The sequence below is a fragment of the Sinomonas sp. B1-1 genome (genome assembly GCF_050474465.1).
GTDB classification, from domain to species: Bacteria; Actinomycetota; Actinomycetes; order Actinomycetales; family Micrococcaceae; genus Sinomonas; species Sinomonas flava.
Genome location: NZ_JBCHVF010000001.1, coordinates 103863 through 117392 on the forward strand (window position 1 = coordinate 103863; position 13530 = coordinate 117392).

Annotated in this window: 10 protein-coding genes; 7 read left to right on the forward strand and 3 right to left on the reverse strand. The window is 70.1% G+C overall.

Annotated features, from left to right (window positions below; genetic code table 11):
- Window positions 1-9 precede the first annotated feature (9 nt).
- The 4 genes from dnaE to nrdR all read left to right on the forward strand — a co-directional run bounded on the left by dnaE (window position 10) and on the right by nrdR (window position 6078).
- Window positions 10-3561, forward strand: coding sequence for a DNA polymerase III subunit alpha (dnaE, locus tag ACQ5BE_RS00495; RefSeq protein WP_430295026.1), 3552 nt, complete (start codon window positions 10-12; stop codon window positions 3559-3561).
- Window positions 3554-4132: a hypothetical protein gene (locus tag ACQ5BE_RS00500; RefSeq protein WP_430295027.1), complete on the forward strand. Its 579-nt coding sequence runs from the start codon at window positions 3554-3556 to the stop codon at window positions 4130-4132. The genes dnaE and ACQ5BE_RS00500 overlap by 8 nt, the downstream gene beginning before the upstream one ends.
- 9 nt (window positions 4133-4141) lie before the next feature.
- The gene (gene hisD / locus ACQ5BE_RS00505; RefSeq protein WP_430295028.1) at window positions 4142-5503 is read left to right on the forward strand and encodes a histidinol dehydrogenase; all 1362 of its coding nucleotides are present in this window, start codon (window positions 4142-4144) and stop codon (window positions 5501-5503) included.
- Window positions 5504-5613: 110 nt separating this feature from the next.
- Window positions 5614-6078, forward strand: a complete 465-nt coding sequence (nrdR, locus tag ACQ5BE_RS00510) for a transcriptional regulator NrdR (RefSeq protein ID WP_208712361.1) — start codon at window positions 5614-5616, stop codon at window positions 6076-6078.
- 108 nt (window positions 6079-6186) lie between these two features.
- Here nrdR and ppgK read toward each other — a convergent pair whose 3' ends face one another.
- Entirely contained in the window at window positions 6187-6996 is an 810-nt protein-coding gene (gene ppgK, locus ACQ5BE_RS00515; RefSeq protein WP_430295029.1) for a polyphosphate--glucose phosphotransferase, read from the reverse strand.
- A 47-nt stretch (window positions 6997-7043) separates the two neighbouring features.
- Complete coding sequence (gene map / locus ACQ5BE_RS00520; RefSeq protein WP_208712363.1) at window positions 7044-7922, reverse strand: type I methionyl aminopeptidase; 879 nt, start codon at window positions 7920-7922, stop codon at window positions 7044-7046.
- A gap of 52 nt (window positions 7923-7974) precedes the next feature.
- Between map and ACQ5BE_RS00525 the strand changes: the two genes are divergently transcribed.
- The gene (locus ACQ5BE_RS00525) at window positions 7975-8163 is read left to right on the forward strand and encodes an SPOR domain-containing protein (RefSeq protein ID WP_208712364.1); all 189 of its coding nucleotides are present in this window, start codon (window positions 7975-7977) and stop codon (window positions 8161-8163) included.
- Window positions 8164-8179: 16 nt separating this feature from the next.
- On the opposite strand, the gene panB is transcribed toward ACQ5BE_RS00525, so the two are convergent.
- The gene (panB, locus tag ACQ5BE_RS00530) at window positions 8180-9064 is read right to left on the reverse strand and encodes a 3-methyl-2-oxobutanoate hydroxymethyltransferase (RefSeq protein ID WP_430295030.1); all 885 of its coding nucleotides are present in this window, start codon (window positions 9062-9064) and stop codon (window positions 8180-8182) included.
- A 73-nt stretch (window positions 9065-9137) separates the two neighbouring features.
- Here panB and glnA point away from each other — a divergent pair, with 73 nt between their 5' ends.
- Together glnA and ACQ5BE_RS00540 are read left to right on the forward strand one after the other, a co-directional pair.
- Entirely contained in the window at window positions 9138-10478 is a 1341-nt protein-coding gene (glnA, locus tag ACQ5BE_RS00535; protein ID WP_208712366.1) for a type I glutamate--ammonia ligase, read from the forward strand.
- Between the two features lie 9 nt (window positions 10479-10487).
- On the forward strand, window positions 10488-13523 hold the full coding sequence (locus ACQ5BE_RS00540) for a bifunctional [glutamine synthetase] adenylyltransferase/[glutamine synthetase]-adenylyl-L-tyrosine phosphorylase (protein WP_430295031.1): 3036 nt from the start codon (window positions 10488-10490) through the stop codon (window positions 13521-13523).
- Window positions 13524-13530: the final 7 nt, after the last annotated feature.

The window sequence follows — 13530 nt, forward strand, 5'->3', positions numbered from 1 at the left end:
ACTGGTTCGGTGACATCCAGCGGTTCGTTCGTCCATCTCCACACCCATACCGAGTACTCGATGCTCGACGGCGCCGCGAAGCTCGGCGAGCTGTTCGCGGAGACGAACCGGCTCGAGATGCCCGCCCTGGCGATCACCGACCACGGCTACCTGTTCGGCGCCCACGACTTCTGGCAGAAGGCGACCAACGCGGGCGTGAAGCCGATCATCGGCGTCGAGGCGTATGTGGCCCCGGGGACCCACCGCACCGACAAGGGGCGCGTGCGCTGGGGCGACGAGTCGCAGCGGTCCGACGACGTGTCGGGCGGCGGCGCGTACACCCACATGACGCTCCTGAGCTACAACAACACGGGCATGAGGAACCTGTTCCGTGCCTCCTCCCTCGCCTCGCTCGACTCGGTGTTCGGCAAGTGGCCCCGGCTGGACCGGGAACTGCTGAGCACGTATTCCGAGGGCCTCATCGCCACGACGGGCTGCCCCTCCGGGGAGGTCCAGACCCGGCTGCGCCTCGGCCAGTACCGCGAGGCGCTCGAGGCCGCTGCGGAGTTCCGCGACATCTTCGGGGCGGAGAACTACTTCTGCGAGCTCATGGACCACGGCCTGAGCATCGAGACGCGGATCCGTGAGGACCTCCTGCGCCTCGCCAAGCAGCTCAACCTCCCGCTCGTCGCCACGAACGACCTCCACTACACCCACGAGCACGATGCCAAGGCGCACGAGGCCCTCCTCGCGATCCAGTCCGGCTCCACGCTGCTCGAGCCGAGCTACGACAACGGTGGCTCGCGGTTCGCATTCTCGGGCACGGGCTATTACCTCAAGTCGCCCCAGGAGATGCGCGAGCTGTTCCGCGACGTGCCGGAGGCCTGCGACAACACCCTGCTGATCGCCGAACGCTGCGACGTGTCCTTCACCAAGGACAACTTCATGCCGCGGTTCCCCTGCCCGCCGGGGGAGGACGAGGACTCCTGGCTGGTCAAGGAGGTCGAGGGCGGGCTCCGCTACCGCTACCCCAACGGCGTCCCCGACGACGTGCGCAAGCAGGCTGACTACGAGCTCGGCATCATCAGCTCGATGGGCTTCTCCGGCTACTTCCTGGTGGTGGCCGACTTCATCAACTGGGCCAAGGACAACGGCATCCGTGTGGGGCCCGGCCGCGGTTCCGGTGCCGGCTCGATGGTCGCGTACGCGATGCGCATCACCGACCTCGACCCGCTGCGGCACGGCCTGATCTTCGAGCGCTTCCTCAACCCGGACCGCGTGTCCATGCCCGACTTCGACGTCGACTTCGATGACCGCCGCCGCTCGGAGGTCATCGACTACGTCACGCGCAAGTACGGCGACGAACGCGTGTCGATGATCGTCACGTACGGCACGATCAAGACCAAGCAGGCGCTCAAGGACTCCGCCCGCGTGCTGGGCTACCCGTTCTCCATGGGCGAGACCCTGACCAAGGCGCTCCCGCCGGCCGTCATGGCCAAGGACATCCCGCTCGCGGACATCTACAACACCAAGGCCAAGCGCTACGGGGAGGCCGGCGACTTCCGGCAGCTGCTCGAGACGGACCCCGAGGCCCGCAAGGTCTTCGACACCGCGATCGGCCTCGAGGGCCTGAAGCGCCAGTGGGGCGTGCACGCGGCCGGCGTGATCATGTCCTCGGAGCCGATCATCGATGTCGTCCCGATCATGCGCCGCATCCAGGACGGCCAGGTCATCACGCAGTTCGACTACCCGACCTGCGAGGGCCTCGGCCTGATCAAGATGGACTTCCTCGGCCTGAGGAACCTCACGATCATCTCGGACGCGATCGAGAACATCAAGCGGAACCGGGGCGTCGACCTCGACCTCGAGCGGCTCGAGCTCGACGACGCGGCCTCCTACGAGCTCCTCGCCCGCGGCGACACGCTCGGGGTCTTCCAGCTCGACGGCGGCCCCATGCGCTCGCTGCTGAAGCTCATGAAGCCGGACAACTTCGAGGACATCTCGGCCGTCCTGGCGCTCTACCGTCCCGGCCCCATGGGCGCGAACGCCCACACCGACTACGCGCTGCGCAAGAACGGGATCCAGGAGGTCATCCCGATCCACCCCGAGCTCGAGGAGCCCCTCAAGGACATCCTCGGCGGCACGTTCGGCCTGATCGTGTACCAGGAGCAGGTCATGGCGGTCGCGCAGAAGCTCGCCGGCTACTCGCTCGGACAGGCGGACATCCTCCGCCGCGCGATGGGCAAGAAGAAGAAGGAGGAGCTCGACAAGCAGTTCGCGGGCTTCTCCCAGGGCATGCAGGACAACGGCTATTCCATGGAGGCCGTCAAGACCCTCTGGGACATCCTCCTGCCCTTCTCCGACTACGCCTTCAACAAGGCCCACTCCGCGGCCTACGGCGTCGTCTCCTACTGGACCGCGTACCTCAAGGCGCACTACCCGGCCGAGTACATGGCCGCGCTGCTGACTTCGGTCGGCGACGACAAGGACAAGTCGGCGATCTACCTCAACGAATGCCGCCGCATGGGGATCACCGTCCTGCCGCCGGACGTGAACGAGTCCGAGCTGACCTTCACCCCGGTAGGCGACGACATCCGCTTCGGCATGGGTGCGATCCGCAACGTCGGGGCGAATGTGGTCAAGGCGATGGTCGAGACGCGTCAGGAGAAGGGCTCCTACACCTCCTTCGCGGACTTCCTCCAGAAGGTCCCGGCCGTCGTGTGCAACAAGCGCACCATCGAATCGCTGGTCAAGGCCGGCGCCTTCGACTCCCTCGGTGCCACCCGTCGGGCGCTCGCCCTCGTCCACGAGGAGGCGATCGACGCCGTCATCACCCTCAAGCGCAACGAGGCGAACAACCAGTTCGACCTCTTCAGCGCCTTCGGGGACGACGCTCCCACGGCCGGTCTGGCGGTCGAGGTGCCGGACCTGCCCGAGTGGGAGAAGAAGGACAAGCTCGGCTTCGAGCGGGAGATGCTGGGACTGTACGTGTCCGACCACCCGCTGCAGGGGCTCGAGGGCGTGCTGGGCGCGAGTGCCGAGGTCGACATCTCGACCCTCATCGCCGACGACGGGCCGTCCGACGGCACCATCGTGACCATCGCCGGAATGATCACCTCGCTGAGCCGCCGCATCTCCAAGTCGAGCGGCAACCCCTACGCCCGGGCGGAGGTCGAGGACCTGGGCGCCTCGATCGAGGTCATGTTCTTCGGCCAGGTCTACGGCCCGATCGCCGCGGTCCTCGCCGAGGACCTCATCGTGGTCATCAAGGGTCGGCTCCAGCGCCGGGACGACGGCACGGTGACCCTCAGCGCCATGGAGCTGAGCATCCCGGACCTCTCCAGTGCCGAGGGCGGTCCGGTGGACATCAGGATCCTCGAGCACCGCGCGAGCGAGGAGCGCATCGGGCAGCTCGGCGAGATCCTGCGCGGGCACCACGGCAATTCCGAGGTCCGGCTCCACATCCGGGAGCGGGACAAGGTCGCCGTCATGAGCCTCCCGCACCATCTCCGGGTCAACCCCAACCCCGCCCTGTTCGGCGACCTCAAGGTCCTCCTCGGGCCCGCGTGCCTCGATGCCTGAGGCACTGGGGACCGGGAACGACGCGGCTGGCGGGGGGGCGGGCGAACCGACGACGGCGTCGCTCGCCCGCTGGTCGCTCCTCCCCGTAGCGGCGGGGCCCGTGCTCGGGACCGTGTGGTGGCTGGCCGCGCCCGGCGGCCGGCTCTACGGGGAGGGGAGCAACTACCGCACCTGGGACGAGCGGGACCTCGTGTTCGCCGCCCTCGGCGCCGTGGCCGGCGTCGTGCTCGCCGTCCTCCTCTCGCTCAGCCGCCGGCGGCCGGGCCTGCCGGCGCGGGGCCTCGCGGCACTGGCCGGCAGCGTCGGCGGAAGCGCCCTCATGTGGGGAACGGGCCTCCTGCTGGGACGGATCGGCGGTGCGCGCGGTGTGGATCCGCGGCTGGCCGAGTCGGCCTTCGGGCTGCAGTCCCTCAGCGCGGTCGCCGTCTGGCCCGCCATTGCGGCGCTGACGGTCCTCGCGCTCACGACCCTGTGGTGGGTTCCGCCCCGCGGTCCCGGCGGCGATCCGGCAGAGGGCCCGGAGGACGACGACGGGAGCAGCGGCGCGAGAGGCCAGGGTGCCGCCGCGTAGACTGGACGGGTGACTTCCGACGCCCCGACCCTGACGTTCCGCACCACCGACCTGCGCGGCCGAAGCCTCGGCCTGGCCGAGCTGCGTGCTGCCGTGCCGCGTCTCGCCGCCGGCGACGGGTCGGGAGTCGAGGACGTGGTGCGGGGCATCATCGCCGACGTCCGCAGCCGCGGCTTCGGCGCGCTCCGAGAGCTTGCCCATCGCTTCGACGGCGTCGAGCAGCGCCACCCGCGGGTACCGGCGGAGGCGCTCGCCGCGGCCCTCGAAGGGCTCGACGCCGGGGTGCGCGATGCGCTGACCGAGTCCATTGCCCGCGCCCGGGCCTTCGCGGGGGCGCAGCGCCCCCAGGATGTGACGGTGCGGCCCGCCGAGGGCGCCTCGGTGACGCAGCGGTGGGTCCCGGTGGGCCGCGTGGGCCTCTACGTGCCGGGCGGCCTCGCCGTCTACCCCTCGAGCGTGGTGATGAACGTCGTCCCGGCCCAGGCCGCCGGTGTGCAGTCGATCGCGCTCGCGTCGCCGCCCCAGAAGGACAACGGCGGCCTTCCGCACCCGACCATCCTCGCCGCGGCCGCGCTGCTCGGCATCGAGGAGGTCTATGCGATCGGCGGCGCCCAGGCGGTCATCGCCTTCGCCTACGGCGTCCCCGCCGGAGCGGACGAGCGGGGAGATCTGGCGCCGATCGAGCCGGTCGACGTCGTGACCGGTCCGGGCAACATCTTCGTCGCGACGGCGAAACGGCTCGTGAAGGGCGTGGTCGGCATCGACGCCGAGGCGGGGCCCACCGAGATCGCGATCCTCGCCGACACGACCGCGGACCCTGCGCTCGTCGCCGCCGACCTCATCAGCCAGGCCGAGCACGACCCGCGTGCCGGGTCCGTCCTGGTGACCGACTCCGCCGAGCTCGTGGAGCGTGTCCGCGGGGAGCTCGCCGCTCAGACCTCCCGGACCAAGCACCGTGACCGGGTGCTGACGGCGCTGGCGGGGGAGCAGTCCGGGGCCGTGCTGGTCGACAGCCTCGACGCCGGCATCGCGGTCTGCGACGCCTACGCCGCCGAGCACCTCGAGATCATGACGGCGGACGCCCCGGCCGTCGCTGCACGCATCCGCAACGCGGGGGCGATCTTCGTGGGCGACTACAGTCCGGTGAGCCTGGGCGACTACTGCGCCGGGTCGAACCACGTCCTTCCCACGAGCGGGACCGCGGCCTTCTCGTCCGGCCTGAACGTCGCGACGTTCCTGCGCGCCATCCAGGTCGTCGACTACAGCGAGTCTGCCCTCCGAGGAGTCGCCGGGCACATCCGGAGCCTCTCCGATGCCGAGGACCTCCCTGCGCACGGCGACGCCGTGGACGTCCGCTTCGCCGGCCGCTGAGGAGGGTGACCTGCGCATGTACCGAGTGCGCACTACAAGTAGTGTCAGGTACTACTACATGTAGTGTTACAGGCTTGTGGTTCCGGACACGTCCTCAGTACACTTGACGGGTGTACTGCCCGTTCTGCCGTAATCCCGACTCGCGCGTCGTCGACAGCCGCATCCAGGACGACGGGGCCGCCATCCGGCGCCGACGCCAGTGTCCCGAGTGCGGCCGCCGGTTCACTACCCTCGAGACGACGAGCCTGACCGTCATCAAGCGCTCCGGCGCGGGGGAGCCCTTCAGCCGCTCCAAGGTCATCAACGGCGTGCGCAAGGCGTGCCAGGGCCGTCCGGTGACCGACGACGACCTCGCGCTCCTTGCCCAGGAGGTCGAGGAAGCCATCCGCGCCGCCGGGTCCGCCGAGATCCAGGCCAATGAGATCGGGCTCGCCATCCTCGGGCCCCTCAAGCGGCTGGACCAGGTCGCCTACCTCCGCTTCGCGAGCGTCTACCAGGACTTCGAGTCCCTCGAGGACTTCGAGTCGGCGATCAGCGTGCTCCGCGCGGAGCAGGCCAAGGCCGCGGGAGCCTGACGCCGCTGAACTCCGCCTGGCGCCCCGACACTGCCCGAGCACGACGCCGAGGGGCGGACAGCGCGTCCGGGCCCCTCGGCGTCGTGCGTGGGTGGTCTGGTGTGAGGGCTACTTCGCGAAGCCGTGGTCGATCGCGACCTGGAGCGCGGCGCCCACGATCCCGGCCTCGTTCTTGAGCTTCGCGGGAACGATCGGCGTGCGGAGCTTGAGCCGCGGGAGGTACTCGTCCGCGCGCTTCGAGATGCCGCCGCCCACGATGAACAGCTCGGGGGAGAAGAGGAACTCGACGTGGGAGAAGTAGCGCTGGAGGAGCACTGAGTACTCCTCCCAGCTGAGCCCGTCGCGCTCGCGCGCCACCGCGGAAGCCTTCGTCTCGGCGTCGAAGCTGTCGATCTCGAGGTGGCCGAGCTCAGCATTGGGCACGAGGCGGCCGTCGAAGACGAACGCCGAGCCGATCCCCGTGCCGAGCGTGATGACGAGGACCGTCCCGCCTACGCCCTTGCCGGCGCCGTAGCGGACCTCTGCGAGGCCGGCTGCGTCGGCGTCGTTGATCACCTCGACCGGGCGGCCGAGCCGTTCGGTGAAGTGCTTGTCCACCTCGTAGTCGATCCACGACTTGTCCACGTTCGCAGCAGAACGGGCGATCCCGTGCTGGATGATCGCCGGGAAGGTCACGCCCACCGGCGTGTCCTTGGTGGGCGCGCCGTCACGGGCGCTCAGCTCGTCCACGATCAGCGCGACGACGTCGGCCACGGCCTCGGGCGTGGACGGCTTCGGTGTGTCGATCCGGTAGCGGTCGCCGACGAGCTTGCCCTTCTTGAGGTCGACGATGCCGCCCTTGATGCCGGTGCCGCCGATGTCGATGCCGATCATGCGGGTCGACTCCTTGGAGTCCTTCTTCTTCTCGCTCTTGGCCATGCGTGGTGCCTCTCGCGGGTCAGGGGGATGCCAGGGCCGTGTGAGGCCTAGGGGAGAGTGAGGATCTCGGCGCCGCTCTCGGTGACGACGAGGGTGTGCTCGAACTGGGCGGTGCGCTTCCGGTCCCGGGTGACGACGGTCCAGTCGTCCTCCCACATGTCCCATTCGATCCCGCCGAGGGTCAGCATCGGCTCGATCGTGAAGACCATCCCCGGCTCCATCACCCTGCTGTAGGCGGGTGCGGCGTCGTAGTGCGGGATGATCAGGCCAGTGTGGAAGGCCTCGCCCACGCCGTGCCCGGTGAAGTCACGCACCACGCCGTAGCCGAAGCGCTTGGCGTAGGAGGAGATGGCACGGCCGATCACATTGATCTCGCGTCCGGGGGCGACAGCCTTGATGGCCCGGCGGAGGGACTCCTGCGTCCGCTCCACGAGCAGCCTCGACTCGTCGTCCACGTTCCCCACGAGGAAGGTGTAGTTGGTGTCCCCGTGGACACCGTCCTTGTAAGCAGTGATGTCGATGTTGATGATGTCGCCGTCGGCGAGGACCGTGGAGTCCGGGATGCCGTGGCAGATGACCTCGTTCAGCGACGTGCACAGCGACTTCGGGAAGCCGCGGTACCCGAGCGTGGACGGGTAGGCGCCGTGCGCGACGAGGAACTCGTGCCCGACCCTGTCGAGTTCATCGGTCGTGACGCCGGGCCGGATGTGCCGGCCCACCTCGGCAATCGCCTGCGCGGCGATCTTCCCTGCGGCGCGGACGCGCTCGATCTTCTCGGGGGAGAGGACGTCGGAACCCTCGAACTTGGCGGGGGCCTTCTTCCACGCGTACTCGGGTCGCGGGATGGACTCCGGGACCGGGCGGACAGGCGTGACCGCCCCGCGGACGAGCGTGCCCACGGGTGCCGTGGCGGGGGAAGAAGGCATAGGGTGAGTGTACTAGGCCGAGTGACGGCCGGGCCGTCAGGAAGGGACTCAGATGGTCGAGTACTGGTACAACGTCGTCACCCACCAGGTCGAGGAAGATGCCCAGAGCGACTGGACGCAGCTCATCGGCCCCTACAAGACCCGAGCGGAGGCCGAGAAGGCCCTCGAGAAGGTCAAGGAGCGCAACCGCGCGTGGGACCCGTCGGATGCCAACGGCGACGGGTGGAGCGACAACGACTGATCAGGCGCCCGGCTGATCAGAAGCTGTGCTCGGGGCCGGGGAACTGGCCCGACCGGACGTCCTCGCGGTAGGCCCGCGCCGCGTCCAGGAGAATGGTGCGCAGGTCCGCGTACTTCTTCACGAACTTCGCCACCCTGACTCCCTCGCCGCCCCTCAGGCCGGCCATGTCCTGCCACACGAGGACCTGTCCGGTCGTGGCGTTGCCCGCACCGATGCCGATGGTCGGCACGGTGAGCGCGGCGTCCACCGCGGCGGCAGTGGCGGCCGGCACCATCTCCATGAGCACGCAGAACGCCCCCGCGGACTCCAGGGCCCTCGCGTCCTCGATGAGCCGCTCCGCGTCCTCGCCGCGGCCCTGGACGCGGTATCCGCCGAGGGCATGCTCGCTCTGCGGCGTGAAGCCGATGTGCGCCATGACCGGCACGCCCGCCTGGACCATGGCCCGGACCGTGTCGGCGTAGTACGCGCCGCCCTCCATCTTCACCGCGTGGGCGAGACCCTCCTTGAGGAAGCGCACCCCGGTGGCCACGGCCTGCTCCGAGGAGACCTCGTAGCTGCCGAAGGGGAGGTCCGCGACGACGAAGGCCCGCTTCGCTGAAGTCGCGACGGCGCGGACGAGGGAGATCATCTCGTCGACCGTGACGGGCAGGGAGGTGGCGTGCCCGTAGACATTGTTCGCGGCGGAGTCCCCCACGAGCAGCACCTCGATGCCCGCCTCGTCGAAGATCTGCGCCGTGTACTGCTCGTAGGCTGTGAGCATGGCGAACTTCTCGCCGCGTTCCTTGGCCTGTGCGAGGTGGTGGATGCGCACGCGGCCGGCCGGCCTGGGCGAGGCCGGGCCGGTCCCGTAGGGAGCAGCCGGCTCGTCCGGGCGCGCCGGCTCAGAAGTCGTGGGGGCCATACCGACGAGACTAGTCGATGCTTCAGTAGAGTGGGGGGAGTGCGGCCCAACGTCGTTAGGAACTGAAGAACCCATGAACCGTCAGCAGGAATTCGTGCTCCGCACCATCGAGGAACGCGACGTCCGATTCGTCCGCCTGTGGTTCACGGACGTGGTCGGCTCCCTCAAGTCCGTCGCGCTTGCCCCGGCCGAGGTCGAAGGTGCGTTCGACGAAGGGCTGGGCTTCGACGGGTCCTCGATCGAGGGCCTGGCCCGCGTCTCCGAATCGGACATGCTCCTCCAGCCGGACCCGTCGACCTTCCAGATCCTCCCCTGGCGAGGCGAGACCGAGCCGACGTCGCGCATGTTCTGCGACATCCTCACGCCCGACGGCGAGCCCTCGCCCGCCGACCCGCGCAACGTCCTCAAGCGCACCCTCGCCAAGGCGGCGGAGATGGGCTTCACGTGCTACACCCACCCCGAGATCGAGTTCTACCTCCTGGAGTCGGATCGGCTCGGACCGGACGGCGCCCCCGTGCCGGTGGACCAGGGCGGGTACTTCGACCACGTTCCCGGCGGGGTCGCCCAGGACTTCCGCCGCACGGTGGTCAACATGCTCGAATCCGTGGGCATCTCCGTCGAGTTCTCCCACCACGAGGGCGGGCCGGGCCAGAACGAGATCGACCTGCGCTACGCCGACGCGCTCCAGACGGCGGACAACATCATGACCTTCCGCACGGTCGTCAAGGAGGTGGCACTCCAGCAGGGTGCCTACGCGACCTTCATGCCCAAGCCCTTCACGTCCCACCCCGGCTCCGGCATGCACACCCATTTCTCGCTCTTCGAGGGCGACTCCAACGCCTTCCACGAGCCCGGGGCCGAGTTCCAGCTGTCCAAGACGGCGCGCCAGTTCATCGCCGGCCTCCTGCGGCACGCGAGCGAGTTCACCGCAGTGACGAACCAGTTCGTCAACTCCTACAAGCGCCTGTGGGGCGGTGGAGAGGCGCCCAGCTACCTCAGCTGGGGCCACAACAACCGTTCGGCGCTCGTGCGCGTGCCCCTGTACAAGCCGGGCAAGGCCCAGAGCGGCCGCATCGAGTACCGCGGGATCGACTCGGCAACGAACCCGTACCTCTCCTACGCGGTCCTGCTCGGCGCCGGGCTCAAGGGCATCGAGGAGGGGTACGAGCTCCCGCCGGCGGCCGAGGACGACATCTCCTCGCTCACCACGGCCGAGCGTCGGGTCATGGGGCATTCGCCATTGCCAGCGAGCCTCCACGACGCGATCAACGCGATGGAGGACTCAGAGCTCATGGCCGAGATCCTGGGCGAGCAGGTGTTCGAGTACTTCCTGCGCAACAAGCGCCAGGAGTGGAACGAGTACCGCCTCGAGGTGACGCCCTACGAGCTCTACCGCAACCTCGGGATCCTCTAGGCACCTCCCGTGGCTCCCAGCCTGACGCGGCGGCTCATCGCCCTCGGCTCCTCCGACCCGGACCGGGCCGAGCGGTTCCTCGGCGCGAGGGAGCTCGAGGGCATCGGCGTGGAGGTCCTCCTCGAGGGGCTCGCGGTGGCCCCCGACCCGGACGTCGCGCTGCTCGCCCTCGTCCGGCTCCTCGAGAAGGAGCCCAGGCTGCGGGAGCTTGTGGAGGCGGGACCCGCGCGGAGCGAGCCCCTGTTCCGGCTTCTGGGGGCCTCGGAGGCGCTGGGGGAGTTCCTGTACCGGCGGCCCGAGCACCTCGATGTCGTCACGGTCCAGCCGTCCGCCGAGCCGCAGGGAGCTGACCCCCGCGAGCTCCGCGAGACCCTGCTGCGTTCGGTGGGTGCCGATCCGCAGTCGCCGCGGCCGGTGGCAGCCGTGACCGGCGCCCAGGCCTACGAGGCACTCCGGGTGGCCTACAGGAGAAGGCTCTGCGAACTCGCGCTCAGGGACCTTCTCTCCGCCTCGCCCACCGACTTCCTCCCCACGGCGGCCGCCGAGCTCTCCGACCTCGCCGGAGCAGCGCTCGAGGCCGCCCTCGCCGTGTCCCGGGCGGAGGCGGAGGCGACGTTCGGCCGCGAGGACGTCGCCGCCGTCGGGCTTGCGGTGATCGGCATGGGCAAGTGCGGGGCGCGGGAGCTCAACTACATCTCCGACGTGGACGTCGTGTACGTCATCGAGGCGGACGGCGCGCGGGCCAGCGAGCTCGACGATGCCCGCGCGGTCCTGATCGGCACGCACCTTGCGACCGGCCTGGCCCGGGCGGTGTACTCGACGGGCCGGGAGCCCGCGCTGTGGCAGGTCGACGCGAACCTGCGGCCGGAGGGCCGCGACGGCCCCCTCGTGCGGACCCTCGACTCCCATCTGGCCTACTACGCCCGCTGGGCCCAGAGCTGGGAGTTCCAGGCGCTCCTCAAGGCCCGCTGGATCGCCGGGGACCGCGCGCTCGGGGAGCGCTACGAGCAGGCCATCGCGCCCCTCGTCTGGTCCTCGGCGGGACGCGAGGGGTTCGTGGAGTCGGTCCAGGCGATGCGCCGGCGGGTCACCGAGAACATCCCCGCCGCCGAGGCCGATCGGCAGATCAAGCTCGGCGCCGGGGGGCTGCGCGACGTCGAGTTCACCGTCCAGCTCCTCCAGCTCGTCCACGGCCGGTCGGACGAGAACCTGCGGGTGCGGGACACCACCTCGGCCATCGCCGCCCTCGCCGAGGGCGGCTACATCGGGCGCCGCGATGCGGACGAGTTCGACTCCTCCTACCGGTACCTCCGCCTCCTCGAGCACCGCCTCCAGCTCTCGAGGCTGCGCCGTACCCACCTCATGCCGGTCAAGGACGATGCCCTGCGCGCGCTGGCCCGTGCAGCCCAGGGGATCCTCGAGATCGGGAAGTCCTCCCCGGAACAGCTCCTGGAGACCTGGCACCGGACCAAGCGGCGCGTCCGCGAGCTCCACGAGCGCATCTTCTACCGGCCGCTGCTGAACACCGTGGCCAACCTGAGCCCCGACGAGGCGCGTCTCACGCCGGAGGCGGCGCAGGCACGCCTGGCCGCGCTCGGGTACCGCGACCCCCAGGGCTCCATGCGGCACATCGAGGCCCTGACAGCTGGCGTGAGCCGCCGGGCCGCGCTCCAGCGGCAGCTCCTCCCCGTCCTGCTCGGCTGGCTCGCGGAGGGCGTGGATCCCGATGGCGGCCTCCTCGCCTTCCGCCGGGTGAGCGAGGCCCTGGGGACCTCACCCTGGTATCTCGGCCTCCTGCGCGACTCTGCCGCGGCGGCCGAGCGGCTGTGCCACGTCCTGTCCGACTCTCGGCTCATCGCAGACCTCCTCGAAGTCTCGCCCGAATCAGTGGCGTGGCTCGGCAACGACGCCGACCTGCGGCCCCTGGCGCTCGAGGCGCAGTGGAACGAGATCCAATCCAAGCTGTCGCGGCACGCCGATCCTGCCGCCGCCATGCGCCTGGTGCGCCTCATCCGGCGCCGAGAGATCCTCCGCGTGGCCCTCGCCGACCGCGCGCACATCGTCGACACCCAAGGAGTGGGCCGGGCGCTGGCCGACGCGGACCAGGCGGCCGTGCTCGGGGCGCTGCGCGTGGCGGAGGCGGCGGCGGCCGCAAAGGCGCCGCTCGTGACCCAGGTCCTGGTCGTCGCGATGGGGCGCCAGGGGGGCCGGGAGATCGGCTACGGCTCGGACGCCGACGTGATCTACGTGCACCGGCCGCTGCCGGACGCTGATCCCGGAGCCGCCCAGAAGCAGGCCCTCGAGATCGTCGGCAGCCTCTCGGCACTCCTCACCCAGCCGCTCAAGCCGCCCGTCCTCGCGGAGCGAGTCCTCACACTCGATGCCGACCTGCGCCCAGAGGGGAAGAACGGCCCGCTCGTGCGGTCCCTCGACTCGTTCGCCGAGTACTACCGCCGGTGGGCCCTGACGTGGGAGGCCCAGGCGCTCCTGCGCGCACGGCCCCTGGCAGGGGACGACGGCCTCGCGAAGGAATTCATGGCGCTCGTGGACACTGTGCGGTACCCCGAGGAGCTGCCGACGGCGGAGATCCGGGAGATCCGGCGCATCAAGGCCAGAGTGGAGTCCGAGCGGCTCCCGCGGGGCGCGGACCCGTCGCGGCACGTCAAGCTCGGCCGCGGCGGCCTGAGCGACGTCGAGTGGCTCGTCCAGCTGCTCCAGCTCGAGCATGCGGCGCAGCACCCACAGCTCCGCACCACCGAGACGCTCCCTGCGCTCTCTGCGGCGGCGGACCTCGGCCTCCTGACGAAGGCCGACGCCGAGCTCCTCGCCGAGGCGTGGATCCTCGCGAGCCGCGTCCGCAGCGCCAACGTCGCCTGGTCCGGCCGGGCCTCGGACGTGCTGCCCACCTCTCGGCGCGATCTCGAGGCGGTCGCCCGCTGGTGCGGCTATGCCCCGGGGAATGCCTCCGCGCTGGAGCAGCACTACCTGAACCTCACCCGCCGGGCGCGCCAGGTGTTCGAGCGCATCTTCTACGGCACCCACTGACGAGCAG

Excerpts from the sequence above, each read along its gene's own strand:
- ACQ5BE_RS00500 (WP_430295027.1), top strand. The coding sequence starts at position 3,554 with ATGCCTGAGGCACTGGGGACCGGGAACGACGCGGCTGGCGGGGGGGCG.
- ppgK (WP_430295029.1), bottom strand. The coding sequence starts at position 6,996 with ATGGCCAAGAGCGAGAAGAAGAAGGACTCCAAGGAGTCGACCCGCATG.
- map (WP_208712363.1), bottom strand. The coding sequence starts at position 7,922 with ATGCCTTCTTCCCCCGCCACGGCACCCGTGGGCACGCTCGTCCGCGGG.
- ACQ5BE_RS00525 (WP_208712364.1), top strand. The coding sequence starts at position 7,975 with ATGGTCGAGTACTGGTACAACGTCGTCACCCACCAGGTCGAGGAAGAT.
- panB (WP_430295030.1), bottom strand. The coding sequence starts at position 9,064 with ATGGCCCCCACGACTTCTGAGCCGGCGCGCCCGGACGAGCCGGCTGCT.
- glnA (WP_208712366.1), top strand. The coding sequence starts at position 9,138 with ATGAACCGTCAGCAGGAATTCGTGCTCCGCACCATCGAGGAACGCGAC.